This is a genomic window from Streptomyces sp. NPDC094032, from assembly GCF_040303965.1.
GTDB lineage: Bacteria > Actinomycetota > Actinomycetes > Streptomycetales > Streptomycetaceae > Streptomyces.
The window spans coordinates 77,991-95,785 of sequence record NZ_JBEOUE010000005.1 but is presented as its reverse complement, the minus strand read 5'-3'; the positions used below and the strand labels follow the sequence as shown (position 1 = coordinate 95,785).

At 71.9% G+C, this 17,795-nt stretch carries 12 protein-coding genes and 1 pseudogene; 8 read left to right on the top strand and 5 right to left on the bottom strand.

What is annotated here, in order from left to right:
• Nucleotides 1-78: 78 nt before the first annotated feature.
• Nucleotides 79-1,452, bottom strand: a pseudogene (pelF, locus tag ABTZ54_RS10035) (GT4 family glycosyltransferase PelF); the annotation flags it as partial.
• A gap of 36 nt (nt 1,453-1,488) precedes the next feature.
• Nucleotides 1,489-3,549: a hypothetical protein gene (locus ABTZ54_RS10030; RefSeq protein ID WP_351659411.1), complete on the bottom strand. Its 2,061-nt coding sequence runs from the start codon at nt 3,547-3,549 to the stop codon at nt 1,489-1,491.
• A gap of 300 nt (nt 3,550-3,849) precedes the next feature.
• Between ABTZ54_RS10030 and ABTZ54_RS10025 the strand changes: the two genes are divergently transcribed.
• The 6 genes from ABTZ54_RS10025 (at nt 3,850) to ABTZ54_RS10000 (ending at nt 13,678) form a co-directional block, all read left to right on the top strand.
• Nucleotides 3,850-5,358 (top strand): leucyl aminopeptidase, encoded by a 1,509-nt coding sequence (locus tag ABTZ54_RS10025; RefSeq protein WP_351659408.1) that lies wholly within the window; start codon nt 3,850-3,852, stop codon nt 5,356-5,358.
• A 295-nt stretch (nt 5,359-5,653) separates the two neighbouring features.
• On the top strand, nt 5,654-7,042 hold the full coding sequence (gene lpdA / locus ABTZ54_RS10020) for a dihydrolipoyl dehydrogenase (protein WP_351659405.1): 1,389 nt from the start codon (nt 5,654-5,656) through the stop codon (nt 7,040-7,042).
• A gap of 62 nt (nt 7,043-7,104) precedes the next feature.
• Nucleotides 7,105-8,859 (top strand): 2-oxoglutarate dehydrogenase, E2 component, dihydrolipoamide succinyltransferase, encoded by a 1,755-nt coding sequence (gene sucB, locus ABTZ54_RS10015; protein WP_351659402.1) that lies wholly within the window; start codon nt 7,105-7,107, stop codon nt 8,857-8,859.
• Between the two features lie 121 nt (nt 8,860-8,980).
• Nucleotides 8,981-9,604, top strand: coding sequence for a GntR family transcriptional regulator (locus ABTZ54_RS10010; protein ID WP_351659399.1), 624 nt, complete (start codon nt 8,981-8,983; stop codon nt 9,602-9,604).
• Nucleotides 9,605-9,923: 319 nt separating this feature from the next.
• Nucleotides 9,924-12,638 carry a pyruvate dehydrogenase (acetyl-transferring), homodimeric type gene (aceE, locus tag ABTZ54_RS10005; RefSeq protein WP_351659396.1) on the top strand — a complete coding sequence of 905 codons (2,715 nt, stop codon included), beginning with the start codon at nt 9,924-9,926 and terminating at the stop codon, nt 12,636-12,638.
• A 44-nt stretch (nt 12,639-12,682) separates the two neighbouring features.
• Complete coding sequence (locus ABTZ54_RS10000) at nt 12,683-13,678, top strand: helix-turn-helix transcriptional regulator (RefSeq protein ID WP_351659393.1); 996 nt, start codon at nt 12,683-12,685, stop codon at nt 13,676-13,678.
• On the opposite strand, the gene ABTZ54_RS09995 is transcribed toward ABTZ54_RS10000, so the two are convergent.
• A complete protein-coding gene (locus ABTZ54_RS09995) occupies nt 13,669-14,592 on the bottom strand; it encodes an SDR family oxidoreductase (protein ID WP_351659390.1) in 924 nt (307 codons plus the stop codon). The genes ABTZ54_RS10000 and ABTZ54_RS09995 overlap by 10 nt on opposite strands.
• A gap of 99 nt (nt 14,593-14,691) precedes the next feature.
• Here ABTZ54_RS09995 and ABTZ54_RS09990 point away from each other — a divergent pair, with 99 nt between their 5' ends.
• Nucleotides 14,692-15,207: a DUF4240 domain-containing protein gene (locus ABTZ54_RS09990; RefSeq protein ID WP_351659948.1), complete on the top strand. Its 516-nt coding sequence runs from the start codon at nt 14,692-14,694 to the stop codon at nt 15,205-15,207.
• Here ABTZ54_RS09990 and ABTZ54_RS09985 read toward each other — a convergent pair.
• Together ABTZ54_RS09985 and ABTZ54_RS09980 are read right to left on the bottom strand one after the other, a co-directional pair.
• Nucleotides 15,204-16,076 carry an SDR family NAD(P)-dependent oxidoreductase gene (locus ABTZ54_RS09985; protein WP_351659387.1) on the bottom strand — a complete coding sequence of 291 codons (873 nt, stop codon included), beginning with the start codon at nt 16,074-16,076 and terminating at the stop codon, nt 15,204-15,206. The genes ABTZ54_RS09990 and ABTZ54_RS09985 overlap by 4 nt on opposite strands.
• The gene (locus tag ABTZ54_RS09980; RefSeq protein WP_351659385.1) at nt 16,076-16,870 is read right to left on the bottom strand and encodes an SDR family NAD(P)-dependent oxidoreductase; all 795 of its coding nucleotides are present in this window, start codon (nt 16,868-16,870) and stop codon (nt 16,076-16,078) included. Before ABTZ54_RS09980 ends, ABTZ54_RS09985 begins: the two co-directional genes overlap by 1 nt.
• A 120-nt stretch (nt 16,871-16,990) precedes the next feature.
• Between ABTZ54_RS09980 and ABTZ54_RS09975 the strand changes: the two genes are divergently transcribed.
• Nucleotides 16,991-17,659, top strand: a complete 669-nt coding sequence (locus tag ABTZ54_RS09975; protein ID WP_351659382.1) for a TetR family transcriptional regulator — start codon at nt 16,991-16,993, stop codon at nt 17,657-17,659.
• Nucleotides 17,660-17,795 lie beyond the last annotated feature (136 nt).

The following is a 17,795-nucleotide window of genomic DNA, read 5'->3' as shown; positions in this document are numbered from 1 at the left end:
TGGGCCAGTTCCTCTATCGGGTCGGGGGCGTGCTGTGGGACCGCGCCCGGCCGTGGGTCCACGGGGTCCGGGGCCTCCGCGGGGGAGGGTGAAGCGGTCCACCACTCGTTGGCGGGCCGATCGGGCCAGTTCCGTGCGGTGGGTGTCGTTCTGGAGGAGGGTTGTTATTGCCGCTGCCATCACCGCCGGTTCTCGGGGTGGGACCACCAGGCCCGTGTCGCCCACCGCCTCCCGGACTCCGCCCACGTCCGTGGAGACCGTGGCCCGGCCGCAGGACATGGCCTCGATGAGGGAGAACGGGAAGCCCTCGCTGATCGAGGAGAGCATCACGATGTTGCCTGCCGCGTAGGCGCCCGCCACGTCGGACGTGCGGCCCTCGAAGGTGACTCCGTCGGCCACGCCCAGTTCGGCGGCCAGCTTCTCCAGGCGGGTGCGGTAGTCCTCGTTGCCCGCGGGGACCGGGCCGAAGAGACGCAGGAGCAGTTCGGGGAGTTCGGCGCGGACGATCGCGTACGCCCTGATCAGGGTCTCCAGGTCCTTGATCGGGTCGACGCGGCCCACCCAGCTGAGGGTGGGGGTCTCCGGTTCGGGGCCCGCCCAGGGGAACGCGGTGGGGTCGACGCCGTTGTAGACGGTGCGGATGCGGTCGGCGGGGGCGCCGCCGCGCTCCTCCCAGCGCCGGTTGTACTGGTTGCACGGGGTGATCAGGTCGGCCTTGCGGTAGCCGAGGGAGTTGAGCTCTCGGTAGAAGCCGAGGAGGAAGGCCTTCACCGGCCAGCGCTGGGGCTCCGTGCGGTAGCCGAGGTAGCGCTCGCGGAGGTAGATGCCGTGTTCGGTGAGCAGGAAGGGCACCCCTTCGAAGTGCTGCGCGGCGAGCGCCGGCAGCGTGGCGAGACCGCTGGACACGGCGTGTGCCACGCGGTCGCCGGGTATCCGGGCGGCGAGCGGGCGCAGGGCGTGTTCCAGCAGGTCGGTGGCGGTGAGGGCGTCGTGGACGGTGGGGCGGGCCACGGCCGTCGGCAGGTGGGGCATGGACCAGATCCACATGAGGGAGCGCAGGACCTGTTCCGAGCGCAGGGCGGCGGTCAGGCGTCCCTCGCGGGCGAGTTCGGCGAGGGCGTACAGGGACTCGCCGAAGTCGCAGCCCGCGGTCGGGTCGAGGATGGCGAGCAGGAAGCGTTCGTAGGTGGCGAGGAAGTCGCGGCGTGCCCTGCCCCTGAGCGCCCCGCCCCGCTCCGGGGTGCCCCAGAGCGGGAACGAGCGGTGCTCGGAGATGTTCGGCGGCAGCTCCCAGGTCACGGGTTCGCGGCCGCTGCCGGTGAGGGCGAGGATGTGGAAGTCGACCTCCGGCATCCCGCGCACCAGCTGGTCGCACCACGTGCTGACGCCCCCGTGCACGTGTGGATAGGTGCCTTCGGTGAGCATGGTGACGTGTCGGCCACTGCTCGGCATGTTGTCCCCCCGGACGTATCGGATCCCTGGCTTCGGTCAGGTGGTCGGCAGCTTGAGCGTGATCGCGGTCTGGAGCAGGTCGGGGGTCGTCCAGGCCGAGCGGGCGCCCGCGTACGCCGTGCCGAAGGGTGTGGTGCCGAGGAGGAGTTGCTTGCGGGTGCCCTCGGGGACGGTGAGGGGGACGTCCGTGCCGGACGGGGCCTTCACCGTGATCGTGGTGCCGATGCGGTATGCCGTTACCTGGCCGGCTGCCAGGGCCTTGTCCCAGGCTGTGCGGCGGTCCAGTTCGGTGCCCGCGTCCTTCTGGCGCGGGTTGACCAGGGGCGTGTTCGGGGCGAACAGCTCGCGGTAGTCGGCGAGGATCCGGTCCAGGACCGGGTAGAGGATGCGCTCCTCGGCGAGGTTGGACTGGTGCACGTAGTGCGGGCGCGGGTCGTTGCCCATCACGTGGGCGAGGGCGGTGCGGGCCTCCTGCGGCACGATGTGGGCCGCGTAGCCGGTGGCCGGGTCGAGCGGGGCTCGCAGGCAGGTCGAGGTCGGGTTGGACTCGCAGATGCCGCTGCCGCCGTCGGCCCGGGAGGTGTAGATCCAGTTGTACTCGTCGGTCATCTCGGCCGCGGTGCCCACGTTGTAGTACACGTTCATGGGGTGGCGGGGGACGGTCTGCGCGGAGCCGACGGAACGTTGCTGCGGCTCGCGGGAGTTGTCGCTCGCCGTCCATTTCACGCCGTTGTCCGCGAGCGCCGCGGCGAGGTTGGGGTTGTCCACGGGCTGCTGGGGCAGCGTCTTCAGGCCGGAGTGCTCGCCGGTGACCAGTTCGGCGCGGTCGACGGAGATCCCCTTGCCGAGGGCCCAGAGGTAGTTGTCGCGGATCTGGGCGGAGATCTCGCTGCGGCTCGTCCACTTCACCGCGCCCGTCACCGGGTCCTTGGCGCACTGCCAGGGGACGGTGGTGGTGTCCTGGACGCAGCCGAGGAACGGGTGGGTGTAGGTGTGGTTGACCCAGCGGTACTGGGCGCGGTCGGCGAGCAGCCGGGTGGCGAGCGGGTCGGTGCCGCCGTGCTCGGTCTTCCACTGCTCGCCCTGGCCGCCGTTGTAGACCAGGTCGAGGAGGAAGCCCGAGGACTTCTGCCAGGCGGCCGCGTACTGCGCGTCGGCGGCGGTCATCCGGATCGGGTTCTCGGCCGCCCCGTCGTCGCCCGCGCAGTCGAGGTCGCCCGGGGTGCAGTTGCGCACGGTGTCCCAGCGGGCGTCGGGGGCGAGCACGTCGTCGACGTGGACGGAGAGGTAGTTGAGGTCCTGACCGAGGTGGACGCCCTGGGTCAGCCATTCGACGATGCCCCGGGCCAGCGCCCGGAACTGGCGCTGGTACTGGTTGTACGCGAAGGAGACCACCAGCTCGCGCCGCCCGTCGTGGGCGTACTCGCCGATCAGGCTGGCCCGCGCGCCGTTCCCGACGGGCATGTCGAGGTAGCTGGTGTAGCCGGCGCGGGGGCGGCCCGCGTAGCCGTAACTCTCGGAGGTGGAGGGGTCGTTGTCCTCGAAGGCCAGTGTTCCCTTGAGGTACCGGAAGGGGCCTGTCCGGCCGGCGGGCGTGACGGAGGCCTGGGTGCCGTCCAGGACGCCGGAGTAGCCGCCGTCGTCGGTGTAGTCGAGCCCGACGCCGGGGTGGGCCCAGGTGTACGCGTCGACCTGCGGGATGCCGAAGGTCCTCTCGTACGCGACGAGGGCGGTCTGCTCGGCGGAGTCGGGGCCGAAGACGGCCTCGTGCGGCAGGACGACGCCCTGGTACCGGGCGCGCGGGCGGCCGTCCACGGTGTCGCTGAGGAAGGCCGGGGTGAGCACGGGGCGGTGCTCGTCGGTCAGGTCGAGCGTGCGGTACGGCACTCCGGAGCTCTTCAGCTCGGCGGTGATCGCCTCGACCGCGCTGCCGCCGTCGTCGACGACGAGCACGGTGAGGTCGACGCGCGGGGCCGGCTCGGCGGCGCCCGCCTGCGCGGACGGCACGACGGTGGCCAGCAGCCCGGCGGCGGCGAGCGCCGCGAGGCGTGCCGTGCGGGTGGTTCTGGGCGTACGGATTCGGCCGGAGTCCTTCACGTGGTGTCCCCCCTCGGGCAGGTCCGCCCGGTGGGGGGACCTGTGGAGATGCTGCAGAGGATGCAAAGGCGAGGGCGTCGCCCTTGCGCGAATGAGGCGAGTGTGAACGAGCTCCGCGAGCTGACGGGGTAAACCCGAAAGAGACACCACGGACGAGTGAATCAGCGCCGCCGTGAGCGAACACGGTGAGCGGGCGTAGGCTCGTTCTCGGCGCTCATCGGGCCGAAATACGATGCGGCGGGGCACGGTCGGCCCATCCCTCGACCGCCAAGAACTCAATGGAAGCGAGATTTCACCACCGTGACTGCTCTCACTCTCAGCACCGCCGGAGCGGCGACGCTGCGTGCCGACGCCCTCGTGGTCGGCGTCGCGAAGTCCGGCAAGGCGCTCGTCGTCGCCCCCGGCGCCGAGGCCGTCGACCAGGCCTTCGACGGCGGGCTCGCCGCCGTCCTGGAGACTCTGGGTGCCTCCGGTGCCGAAGGTGAGGCGACCAAGCTGCCCGCCCCCGCCGGTGTGAAGGCCCCCGTGGTCCTGGCCGTCGGTCTGGGCGGCGCGCCCGAGGACGGCGAGCCCTACCCGGCCGAGACGCTGCGCCGTGCCGCCGGCACCGCCGCGCGTGCCCTGGCCGGTGCGAAGAAGGCCGCGTTCGCGCTGCCGATCGCCGCCCCCGAGGACGCCGCCGCCATCGCGGAGGGCGCCCTGCTCGGCGCGTACGCCTACACCGCCTACCAGGACGTCCCCAAGGACGCCAAGAAGCCGCTGGGCGAGGTCGCCCTGCTCGGCGCCAAGCCCCGCGACAAGGCCTACAAGGCCGCCGCGGAGCGCGCGCAGGTCGTCGCCGAGGAGATCAACCGCTCCCGCGACCTGATCAACCAGCCGCCGAACGACCTCCACCCGGTCGCCTTCGCCGCCGCCGCCCAGGCCGCCGGCAAGGAGTACGGCCTCAAGGTCCAGGTGCTCGACGAGAAGGCGCTCGCCAAGGGCGGCTTCGGCGGCATCCTCGGCGTCGGCGTCGGCTCGGTGAACCCGCCGCGCCTGGTCCGGATCGCCTACACCCACCCGAAGGCGGAGCAGACCCTCGCCCTGGTCGGCAAGGGCATCACCTACGACTCGGGCGGCATCTCCCTGAAGCCGGCCGGCCACAACGAGACGATGAAGTGCGACATGAGCGGCGCCGCCGCCGTGTTCTCCGCCGTCGTCGCCGCGGCCCGCCTCGGCCTGACCGTCAACGTCACCGGCTGGCTGGCGCTGGCCGAGAACATGCCGTCCGGCTCGGCCACCCGCCCCGGCGACGTGCTGCGCATGTACAGCGGCAAGACCGTCGAGGTCCTCAACACGGACGCCGAGGGCCGGCTGGTCCTGGCCGACGCGCTGACCAAGGCCTCGGAGGAGAACCCGGACGCGATCATCGACGTGGCCACCCTGACCGGCGCCATGGTGCTGGCCCTGGGCGACCGCACCTTCGGCATCATGGCCAACGACGACGCCTACCGGACCGCGATCCACGAGGTCGCCGAGGAGGTCGGCGAGCAGTCCTGGCCGATGCCGCTCCCGGCGGACCTGCGCAAGTCCATGGACTCCCCCACCGCCGACATCGCGAACATGGGCGTCCGGATGGGCGGCGGCCTGGTCGCCGGTCTCTTCCTCCAGGAGTTCGTGGGCGAGGGCATCACCTGGGCGCACCTGGACATCGCGGGCCCGGCCTTCCACGAGGGCGCCCCGTACGGCTACACCCCCAAGGGCGGCACCGGCTCCTCGGTGCGGACCCTGGTGCGGCTGGCCGAGCTGCACGCGGAGGGCGAGCTCTGAGCCTCCCGCTGATCACCCGCTGATCCGCTGGACGAACGGCCCCCGGGTTCCGCCCGGGGGCCGTTCGCCTGCGACGAAATCCGCAGCCCCGCACCCCCGCGTTACCCGTCCGTACGGACGATCCGCCGGTCTCAACCACCGGCCCCGCGTCCCGTCGTCCGTCAACAAGTGCGAAGATGGGTTCTCGGCAGGACAGGGCCCCCACCACAGGGCCGAAGAAAATGCGGCCGGACACCAGAGCCGCCGCCCGGTCATCGACGACCGGCGACGAGCGCACATGCATGGAGGACGTGACGTGGCGAACGACGCCAGCACCGTTTTCGACCTAGTGATCCTCGGCGGCGGTAGCGGCGGTTACGCCGCGGCGCTGCGCGGAGCGCAGCTGGGCCTGGACGTCGCACTGATCGAGAAGAACAAGCTCGGCGGCACCTGCCTGCACAACGGCTGCATCCCGACGAAGGCCCTGCTCCACGCCGGCGAGGTCGCCGACCAGGCGCGCGAGGCGGAGCAGTTCGGTGTCAAGGCCACCTTCGAGGGCATCGACATCAAGGCCGTGCACAAGTACAAGGACGACGTGATCTCGGGCCTGTACAAGGGTCTGCAGGGTCTCGTCGCCTCCCGCAAGGTGACCTACATCGAGGGCACCGGCCACCTGTCCTCGCCGACCTCGGTCGACGTGGACGGCCGCCGGGTCGAGGGCCGTCACGTCCTGCTCGCCACCGGCTCCGTGCCGAAGTCGCTCCCCGGCCTGGAGATCGACGGCAACCGGATCATCTCCTCGGACCACGCGCTGACCCTGGACCGGGTCCCGGAGTCCGCGATCATCCTCGGCGGCGGCGTCATCGGCGTCGAGTTCGCCTCCGCGTGGAAGTCCTTCGGCACCGACGTCACCGTCATCGAGGGCCTGAAGCACCTGGTCCCGGTCGAGGACGAGAACAGCTCGAAGCTGCTGGAGCGCGCGTTCCGCAAGCGCGGCATCAAGTTCAACCTCGGCACCTTCTTCCAGTCGGCCGAGTGCACCGAGACCGGTGTCAAGGTCACGCTGGCCGACGGCAAGACCTTCGAGGCCGAGGTGCTGCTCGTCGCCATCGGCCGCGGCCCGGTCTCCGCCGGTCTCGGTTACGAGGAGCAGGGCGTCGCGATGGACCGCGGCTACGTGCTCGTCGACGAGTACATGCGCACCAACGTGCCCACGATCTCCGCGGTCGGCGACCTGGTCCCGACCCTCCAGCTCGCCCACGTCGGCTTCGCCGAGGGCATCCTGGTCGCGGAGCGGCTGGCCGGTCTGAAGACCGTCCCGATCGACTACGACGGTGTGCCGCGGGTGACGTACTGCCACCCCGAGGTCGCCTCCGTCGGCATCACCGAGGCCAAGGCCAAGGAGATCTACGGCGCGGACAAGGTCGTCGCCCTCAAGTACAACCTCGCGGGCAACGGCAAGAGCAAGATCCTCAAGACCGCGGGCGAGATCAAGCTGGTCCAGGTCAAGGACGGTGCCGTGGTCGGCGTCCACATGGTCGGTGACCGCATGGGCGAGCAGGTCGGCGAGGCGCAGCTGATCTACAACTGGGAGGCGCTGCCGGCCGAGGTCGCGCAGCTCATCCACGCCCACCCGACGCAGAACGAGGCCCTCGGCGAGGCCCACCTGGCCCTGGCCGGCAAGCCTCTCCACTCCCACGACTGACGCTCACGTCACTCAGGGCGCGACGACCACTTTCCGCACATTCGATAGGAGCAACCGAAACCATGTCGGTTTCCGTAACCCTGCCGGCGCTCGGCGAGAGCGTCACCGAGGGCACCGTCACCCGCTGGCTCAAGGCCGAGGGCGAGCGCGTCGAGGCTGACGAGCCGTTGCTCGAGGTCTCGACCGACAAGGTCGACACCGAGATCCCCGCCCCCGCCTCGGGCATCCTGGCCTCCATCAAGGTCGCCGAGGACGAGACGGTCGAGGTCGGCGCCGAGCTGGCCATCATCGACGACGGCAGCGGCGCCCCCGCCGCCGCCCCGGCGCCGGCCGCCGAGCCGGTCGCCGCTCCGGCCCCGGTCGCCCCGGCGCCGGTCGCCGAGGCCCCCGCCGCCCCGGCCCCCGTGGCCGAGGCTCCGGCCGCCGCCCCCGCCGGTGCCGCTCAGGGCACCGACGTCGTCCTTCCGGCGCTCGGCGAGTCCGTGACCGAGGGCACCGTCACCCGCTGGCTGAAGTCGGTCGGCGAGACCGTCGAGGCCGACGAGCCGCTTCTTGAGGTCTCCACGGACAAGGTCGACACCGAGATCCCGGCGCCCGCCTCCGGCGTGCTCCTGGAGATCGTGGTCGGCGAGGACGAGACCGCCGAGGTCGGCGCCAAGCTGGCCGTCATCGGTGCCGCCGGTGCCGCGCCCGCCGCCGCTCCGGCTCCGGCCGCCCCGGCCCCCGTCGCGGCTCCGGCCCCGGTGGCTCCGGCCGCTCCGGTCGCCGCCCCGGCTCCGGTCGCGCCGGCCGCCCCGGTCGCCGCTCCGGCCCCGGTCGCGCCCGCCGCGCCGGTCGCCGCCCCGGCTCCGGTCGCCCCGGTCGCCCCCGCCGCCGCACAGCCGGCGGAGGACGGCGCGTACGTGACCCCGCTGGTCCGCAAGCTGGCCACCGAGAACGGTGTCGACCTGGCGGCCGTCAAGGGCACCGGCGTCGGCGGCCGTATCCGCAAGCAGGACGTCCTCGCGGCCGCCGAGGCCAAGAAGGCCGCCCCGGCTCCGGTCGCCGCTCCGGCTCCGGTCGCCGCCGCCAAGGCCCCGGCCCTTGAGGTCTCCCCGCTGCGCGGTCAGACCGTCAAGATGACCCGCATGCGCAAGGTCATCGGCGACAACATGATGAAGGCGCTGCACGGCCAGGCCCAGCTGTCCTCGGTCGTCGAGGTCGACATCACCAAGCTGATGAAGCTGCGCGGCCGCGCGAAGGACGCCTTCGCCGCCCGTGAGGGTGTCAAGCTCTCCCCGATGCCGTTCTTCGTGAAGGCGGCGGCCCAGGCGCTGAAGGCCCACCCGGTCATCAACGCCCGGATCAACGAGGCCGAGGGCACCATCACCTACTTCGACTCCGAGAACATCGGGATCGCGGTGGACTCCGAGAAGGGCCTGATGACCCCGGTCATCAAGGGTGCGGGCGACCTGAACATCGCCGGCATCTCCAAGGCCACCGCCGAGCTGGCCGGCAAGGTCCGCGGCAACAAGATCACGCCGGACGAGCTGGCCGGTGCGACCTTCACCATCAGCAACACCGGTTCGCGCGGTGCGCTGTTCGACACGATCATCGTGCCGCCGAACCAGGTCGCCATCCTGGGCATCGGTGCCACGGTCAAGCGTCCGGCCGTCATCGAGACCGCCGAGGGCACCGTCATCGGCGTCCGCGACATGACCTACCTGACGCTCTCCTACGACCACCGTCTGGTGGACGGCGCCGACGCCGCCCGCTACCTGACGGCCGTCAAGGCGATCCTGGAGGCCGGCGAGTTCGAGGTCGACCTCGGTCTGTAAGGCACGCTGCCGGAAGGCAACGTAACAAGCCTCACCTGCGGTGTCCCCGTCCGGATGTGTTTCCGGGCGGGGACACCGCCGTATTGTCTAAGGGTCAATGACTCCCTAAGGAGCGGCTTCCATGACCATGCCCGTCGTCCATTCGCTGCGCGAGCAGATCCGCGAGCACATCGTGGAGGGCATCGTCAGCGGGCGCTGGAAGCCGGGCGAGCGGATCGTGGAGCGGCGGATCGCCACGGAGCTGGAGGTCTCGCAGACCCCGGTCCGGGAGGCGCTGCGCGAGCTGGAGTCGCTGCGGCTGATCGAGTCGGCGCCGAACAAGGGCGTCCGGGTGCGCAATCTCACCGCCGCCGACCTGGAGGAGAGCTACCCCGTACGGGCCGGTCTTGAGCAGATCGCGGCCGAGCTGGCGGCGGGGCGGCTGGCGTCCGACTGCTCGACCCTGGAGCCGCATGTGGCGGCGCTGTACGAGGCGGACGCGGCGGCGGACGGCACGGCGCAGGTGCGGCACACGGTGGCGTTCCACCGGGAGCTGGTGAAGGCGGCGGGCAACAGCGTGCTGCTCCACACCTGGGAGGGCCTGGGCATCGAGGTGTTCACGGCGCTGTCGATCCGCTGGCTCGGCACGGTGCAGAAGTCGTACGCGGAGGAGCACCAGGAGCTCGTGGAGGCCTTCCGCAGGGGCGACCCGAACATCGGGGCGCTGGTGAAGGCGCATGTCCTCGGGTGCGCCCCGAGGGCGTGACGCGAGGGCGTGATCCGGCCACGCGCCGCCCCTTCTCCGAGTGAGCGGGTCCGTTTCGAACGGGCCCGCTCATTCGTGCGTACGGGCTCTCAATCGCTCCCCCACCTGCGCAAATCCTTCGAAAAGTAGGCACCGGGTGCCCTTTTTCGCGGCACCCTGTGCCGACTTTGGTGCTCGGGGCAAGTTTTTCCCTTCAACACTTTGATCGATCATCGATCGGCGGCTTACAGTCTTCGGCGGGCCGTACCCCGGCCCTTCGCCCTGTCCTGCCAGACAAGGCCTCTTTTCACCACCCCCACCTGTCCGGAAGGCGGCGATCATGACCGATCCCGTAGGCAAGATTCCGAGCGAGCTCGACCAGCTCCCGGACCGTGACACCGAGGAGACCGCCGAGTGGGCGGCCTCCCTGGACGCCGTCACCAAGGCCGCCGGCCCCCACCGGGCCGCCTACCTGATGCGCCGCACGCTCCAGCACGCCGAGGGCGCGGGCCTGGCCCTGCCCAAGCTGCTGGAGACGGACTACGTCAACACCATCCCCACCTCCGCCGAGCCCTCGGTCACCGAGTTCGGCGGCGACGAGGAGATGGAGCGGAAGATCACCGCGTGGAACCGCTGGAACGCGGCCGCGATGGTCACCCGCGGCTCCAAGTACGGCGTCGGCGGCCACATCGCCACCTTCGCCTCCGCGGCCTGGCTCTACGAGACCGGCTTCAACCACTTCTTCAAGGGCAAGGAGTCGGGCGCCGCCGAGGGCTCCGGCGACCAGCTCTACATCCAGGGCCACGCCTCCCCCGGCATCTACGCCCGCGCCTTCCTCGACGGGCGGCTGAACGAGGGCCACCTCGACAACTTCCGGCAGGAGTCCGGCGGCAACGGCCTGCCCTCCTACCCGCACCCGCGCCGGCTGCCCTGGCTGTGGGAGTTCCCCACCGTCTCCATGGGCCTCGGCCCGCTCTCCGCGATCTACCAGGCGCGTTTCAACCGCTACCTGACCAACCGCTCCATCAAGGACGTCTCCGCCTCGCACGTGTGGGCGTTCCTCGGTGACGGCGAGATGGACGAGCCGGAGTCGACCGCCGCCCTGGCGCTCGCCGCCCGCGAGGGTCTGGACAACCTGACCTTCGTCATCAACTGCAACCTGCAGCGCCTCGACGGCCCGGTCCGCGCCAACTTCAAGATCGTGCAGGAGCTGGAGGCCCAGTTCCGCGGCGCCGGCTGGAACGTGGTCAAGTCCCTGTGGGGCAACGCCTGGGACGAGCTGTTCGCGCTCGACACCACCGGCGCCCTCGTCCGCCGCCTGCGCCAGGTGCCGGACGCGCAGGTCCAGACGTACCAGACCCGCGACGCCGCCTACATCCGCCAGGACTTCTTCGGCTCCGAGCCGGCCCTCGTCGAGATGGCGAAGCTGCTCAGCGACGACAAGATCCTGGAGTGCTTCCACCTCTCCCGCGGTGGCCACGAGCCGCGCAAGGTGTACGCCGCGTACAAGGCCGCCCTGGAGTTCAAGGGCGCGCCGACGGTCATCCTCGCGCAGACCGTCAAGGGCTTCACCCTGGGTGAGGGCTTCGCGTCGAAGAACGCGAACCACCAGATGAAGAAGCTGACGACGGACGAGTTCAAGAACATGCGTGACCTTCTTGAGCTGCCGATCTCGGACGCCCAGTTCGTCGACGGGCAGGTCCCGTACGGTCACCCGGGCGCCGACGCGCCGGAGGTCCGCTACCTCCAGGAGCGCCGCGCGGCCCTCGGCGGCCCCGCCCCGGCCCGCCGCGTGCACCCGCTCGCGCCGCTGCCCGCGCCCGCCGAGAAGACCTTCGCCGCCTTCGACAAGGGCTCCGGCTCGCAGTCCATCGCCACCACGATGGCCTTCGTCCGCCTGGTGAAGGACCTGGTCCGCGACAAGGAGACCGGCAAGCGCTGGGTCCCGATCGTCCCGGACGAGGCCCGCACCTTCGGCATGGAGTCGCTGTTCCCCTCGCTCGGCATCTACTCGCCGAAGGGCCAGACGTACGAGCCGGTCGACCGCGACCAGCTGATGTACTACAAGGAGGCCGTCAACGGCCAGATCCTGAACGAGGGCATCACCGAGGCCGGCTCGATGGCCGACTTCATCGCCGCCTCCACGTCGTACGCGACGCACGGCGAGGCGATGATCCCGTTCTACATCTTCTACTCGATGTTCGGCTGGCAGCGGACCGCCGACCAGATGTGGCAGCTCGGCGACCAGCTCGGCCGCGGCTTCCTCGTCGGCGCGACCGCCGGCCGCACCACGCTGACCGGTGAGGGCCTCCAGCACGCCGACGGCCACTCCCCGGTGATCGCGGCCACCAACCCGGCGGCGCTCACCTACGACCCGGCGTTCGCCTACGAGGTCGCGGCCATCGTCAAGGAGGGCCTGCGCCGCATGTACGGCGAGGCGGCCGAGGGCGAGGACCAGAACGTCTTCTACTACCTCACCGTCTACAACGAGCCCATGCCGCAGCCGGCCAAGCCGTCCGGTGTCGACGAGGGCATCATCAAGGGCCTCTACCGCTTCAACACGGCCGAGTCGGCCGGCCTGGAGCTCCCGGCCAACGCCACGCGCATCCAGCTGCTCTCCTCCGGCACGGCCATCCACTGGGCCCTGGAGGCGCAGAAGCTGCTCGCCGCCGAGTGGGGCGTGGCCGCCGACGTGTGGTCCGCCACCTCCTGGACCGAGCTGCGCCGCGACGCGCTGGAGGCCGACGCGGCCCTGCTGCGCGGCGAGGAGCGCGTGCCGTACGTCCGCAAGGCGCTGGAGGGCGTGGACTCCCCGGTCCTCGCCGTCTCGGACTACATGCGCCAGGTCCCGGACCAGATCGCGCAGTGGGTCGAGCAGGACTGGTCCTCGCTGGGCGCCGACGGCTTCGGCCTGTCGGACACCCGCGACGCCGCCCGCCGCCACTTCGGCATCGACGCCCAGTCGATCGTGGTCGCCGCGCTCGCCCAGCTCGCCCGCAAGGGCCAGGTCCAGGCGACCTCGGTGAAGGAGGCGCGCGAGCGCTACGGCCTGTAAGGGCCCCCGCTCCGTGTGAGGCGGGCGGCACGCATGATGGAGTCATGCGTGCCGCCCGCCTCATCAAGTTGGTGCTCCTGCTCCAGTCCCGGCCGTCCATGACGGCCGCCGAACTCGCCGCCGAGCTGGAGGTGTCGGAGCGCACCATCACCCGTGACGCCCTCGCCCTCTCGGAGGCGGGGGTGCCGGTCTACGCGGACCGGGGCCGGGCGGGCGGCTACCGGCTCGTCGGCGGCTACCGGACCCGGCTGACCGGGCTCGCGCGCGGGGAGGCGGAGGCGCTGTTCCTCTCGGGGCTCCCGGAGGCGCTGCGGGACCTGGGGCTCGCCGACGCGGCCTCGGCGGCCCGGCTGAAGGTGTCGGCGGCGCTGACGCCCTCGCTGCGGGACGCGCCGGAGGCGGTGGGCCGGCGCTTCCACCTGGACGCGCCCGCCTGGTTCCAGGAGCCGGAGACACCCGGGCTGCTCGCGCCGGTCGCGGACGCGGTGTGGGACGACCGGCCGGTGCGGGCCCGCTACCGGCGGGGCGACGGCGAGGTGGAGCGCGCGCTCGAACCGTACGGTCTCGTCCTGAAGGCGGGCGTCTGGTACGTCTGCGCGCGTCTCGGGGACGGGAGCGGCGCGTTCCGCACCTACCGGGTGGACCGGTTCACCGAGGTGGTCGTGGGCGAGGAGCGCTTCGAGCGGGATCCCGGCTTCGACCTGGCGGCGTTCTGGACCGAGCGCTCCGCCGAGTTCGCCCGCTCGCTGCTGCGGGCCGAGGTCGTGCTCCGGCTGACTCCGGCGGGGGCGCGGCGGCTGCCGTATGTGACGGACCGGGCGGCGGCGGAGGCGGCGCTGGAGGAGGCTTCCAGGGCTTCCAGGGCTTCCGGGGGCGGGGACGGCGACGGCCTCGTCACCGTGACGCTCCCGGTGGAGGACGAGGACGTCGCCTTCGGGCAGTTGCTCGGGCTCGGCCCGGAGGCGGAGGTGCTGGCCCCCGCCTCCCTGCGCGCGCGGTTCACGGAGGCCGCGCGGGGCCTGGGCGAGCTCTACCGGTAGTCCGCCACCTTGGTGTCCGGGTCCGTCTCCTTGGCCGTGATGAAGCCCCAGGAGTCGGGCCGGGAGCCGTCGGCGTCGGTGAAGCCGTACTCCCTGGCGAGCTGGCCGCTGTCGAGCGACCGCCCGTTCCAGCGGGCCCGGTCGGGGTCGGCGGCGAGGGCGGCGACGGCCCGGCCGACGTACACCGGGGACTCGGAGACGCCGAAGTCGGGGAGCTCCTTCACGGCCTCGTGCCAGGTGTCCTCGGTGACGCCGAAGTGGGCGAGCATCTGCTCGGACCTGAGCCAGCCGGGGCTGACGCAGACGGCCGTTCCCCCGTGCTCCTTCAGCTCCTCGCCGAGTCCGAAGGCCATCCGGATCGGGGCGTTCTTGGCGAGGTCGTAGAAGAGGTTCTCGCGGTAGCGGGTGCCGTTGTACGCGGCGGTGCCGTCGGTGACCTCGACGACGAGCCCGCCGGGGTGCCGGATCAGCAGCGGCAGCGCGGTGTGGGAGGTGATGGCGTGCGTCTTCACGCCGAGTTCGAGCATCCGAAGGCCGCCGTCGAGGTCGTACTCCCAGGTCTTCTTCCCGAAGGCGAGAAGGTGCTCACCGCCCCAGACGTCGTTGACGAGCACGTCGAGCCGGCCGTGGTCGCGGTCGATCCGCTCGACCAGGGCGCGCACCTGGCCGGGGTCCAGGTGGTCGGTGGGGACGGCGATGCCCTCGCCGCCGGCGGCGGTGACGAGCTCGGCGGTGCCCTCGATGGTCTCGGTGGCGCGGCCGACCTCGCTGACCTTGTCGCGGGTGGTCCGTCCGGTGACGTAGACGGTGGCTCCGGCGGCGCCGAGCTGCACGGCGATGGCCCGCCCGGCACCTCGGGTGGCGCCCGCGACGAGGACGATCCGGCCGGACAGGGGCTTCGTTTCGGTGGTCATGGGCCGAGCCTGACAGGAAAATACGACATCTTCCGTCCGGATTGTTTTCGGCCGTTTCCGGGTGCGTCGCCCGGCGGCAGCCACGATGCTTGTCCCGTGATGGACGAGACGGAGTTCTGGGAGATCATCGACTCCACCCGGGAGGGCGCCGACGGCGACCCGGAGGAGCATGCCGACCTGCTCGTCGAACGCCTGACGCAGCTGGACCCCGACGCCGTCCTCGACTTCGCCCGCCACTTCGAGGCCCGCTTCAACCGCGCGTACACGTGGGAGCTGTGGGGCGCGGCGGCGGTGCTGTTCGACGGGGCGGGCGACGACGTCTTCGACTTCTTCCGCTGCTGGCTGATCGGCCAGGGTCGGGAGGTCTTCGAGGGGGCGGTGCACGATCCGGACGCGCTGGCGGAGCTGCTCGACGCCTTCGACGAGGAGATCGACGGGGACGGCGAGGAGCTGGGCTTCGCGGCGGACGAGGCCTATGAGCGGCTGACCGGCGTGGAGGCGCCGGATCTGGGGATCCCGCCGCAGGCCGCGGAGCCGGCGGGCACCCCGCTCGTCCTGGAGGACGACGAGGTGCTCGCGGCCCGCTTCCCGAGGCTGTGGGCCCGGTTCGGTTAGCCGCCGAGCCGGAGCTGCGGGTTCTCCTGGGCGAGGATCATGTCGGTCCTCGGCTGGAGGGCGGGGAAGAGCTGCTCGGGCTGCGGTATCGCCCAGTACTTCCCCTCGGCGACCATCTCGAAGACGCGCTCGGCGTGCTCCTCGGGGGTGAGGCCGTGCTCGTCGGCGAGCTGCTGGAGCTGCTCGTTGAAGGCGGCGATCTCCGGGGGCTCGCTCTCGCCGGGGCGGGCGGCCTTGAAGATCTCGCTCTTGACCGAGCCGGGGGTCACCACGGACACCTGGATCGGCGCGCCCTTCATCTGCATCTCGTAGTGCAGCGACTCGCTGAGCGCGAGGGTGCCGAACTTGGTGACGCTGTACGGGGCCATGAGCGGGCTCGGCAGCAGGCCGCCGACGGACGAGACGTTGACGATCCAGGCCTTCTCGCCGCGCTCCAGCATGCGCGGGACGAAGGCCCGGATGCCGTTGACGTATCCGCCGATGTTGATCCGCAGCATGGCGTCCCAGCGCGCGGCGGGGATCTCCCAGGAGTAGCCCATGGCCATGATCCCGGCGTTGTTGACCAGCAGGTCGACGCTGCCGAAGCGGGTGTACGCGGTGTCGGCGAGCGCCTCGACGGAGGCGGGGTCGGAGACGTCGGTGACGACGGCCTCGGCCTCGGCTCCGGTGGCCCGCAGCTCCTCGGCGAAGGCGGCGAGGCGGTCGGCGGCGATGTCGGCGAGGACCAGCTTCATGCCGAGGGAGGCGGCGTGCCGGGCGAGTCCGGCGCCGATGCCGGAGGAGGCCCCGGTGATGACGGCGGTGCGGCCGGCGAAGACCTCGGCGGCGGTCGGGACGGGGGTCTGGGCGGCGGTGTTCTGGTCGGACATCAGAAGTGGGTCCCGCCGTCGATGCGGATCTCGGTGCCGGTGATGAAGCGGCCGTCCTCGGAGGCGAGCATCGCGACGACGCCCGCGACGGTCTCGGGTCCCGCGAAGCCCTGGCCGAGGGCGGGGGCCAGCTTCGCGAAGAGCGACCAGTCGGTGTCCTCGGGCAGGCCGGGGCCCGCGGACTGCTTGCTGGCGCCGCTGCCGTCGGTCATGCCGGAGGAGATGGAGCCGGGCTGGACGGCGGTGAAGCGGATGCCCTGCTTGGCGTACTCGGCGGCGAGCGCGTGGGTCATGGACTGGATGCCGCCCTTGCTGGCCGCGTAGGCCGCCATGTAGGGGTGCGCGAACGTCGCGGAGGTGGAGGAGAAGTTGACGACGGCGGCGCCCTCGCCCTCCAGGAGCGCGGGGATCGCCTCGCGGATCATGAGGAAGGTGCCGGTGAGGTTGACCCGGAGCACCTGCTCGAAGGCGTCGAGGCTGGTCTCGTGGGTGTGCGAGGAGCGCAGGATGCCCGCCGCGTTGACCAGCACGTCCAGGCCGCCGAGGGCCGTGACGGCGGCGGCGACGCCCTCGCGCACCGAGGACTCGTCGCCGATGTTCACGACGAGGGTGGTCAGGCGCTCGGCGTCGTCGCCGGCCTTGGCGACGGTGTCCTTGAGGCCGTCCTCGCTGATGTCGGCGGCGACGACGGTGCCGCCCTCCGCGAGCATGCGCAGGACGGTGGCCTGGCCGATGCCGGAGCCGCCGCCGGTGACCAGGGCACGGCGTCCTACGTAGCGGGTGAGCTGCTTCATGACAGCAACCTCTCGATGTCGAGCTATCCGGGTATGTCTGCCACCGTACGCCCATGTGGCACGTTTTGCCATAGGTGCACAGCGTGCACTTATGGCAGTCACGGGCGTACGCTGGGTGGCGTGAGCGACAAGAACCCGGCCGACGGCGCCGCACCCGCCAGGGCCCCCTCCCTGACCGAGCGCCGCAAGGCGGCCACGCAGCTGGACATCGCGCGCGCCGCCGCCGAGCTGTTCACCGAGCGCGGCCCGGACGACACCACCGCCGAGGACATCGCCCAGCGGGCCGGGGTCGCGCTGCGCACCTTCTACCGCTACTTCCGCTCCAAGCAGGACGCCGTCGCCCCGCTCCTCGCGGGCGGCGCCGACCGCTGGCGGGCCGAGCTCGCCACCACCCCGCCCGGCACGGCGCTGCCCACCGCCCTGGAGCGGTCCATCGCCGCGTCGCTCGCGGCGGAGGACGAGGAGGCGGAGGAGGGCCTGCGCTGGACCCGCGGGCTGCTGCGCGCGGCCGAGCACGACCCGGCGCTGCGGGCCGTCTGGTTCCGCGTCAACCAGGAGTCCGAGGACCGCCTGCGCGGCGTCCTCGCCGCACTCGCGGGCCCCGCCGCCGACCCCCTGGAGCTGCGCCTCACGGCCGCGGCGGCGACGGGCGCGATCCGGGTCGCCCTGGAGACCTGGGCGGAGACGGACGCGCCCGCCCACGGCGAGGACGCGCCGGCCGCCCTGGCGTCGCGGTGCCTGCGGGAGTTGATGGGCGGGATGCGGGGGGCTGGGACGGGCGGGGGGTGAATCCCGGGGTCACCGGGGTCACCCGGGCCATGCGAGGCACCCGGGATCGCCGGCGTCACCCGGGCCGCGCGGAGGGACCCTGGCGCCTGGTGCGCTGTTCGGACCGCTCGGTCCGGCCCAGCGCCCCACCCGCGCC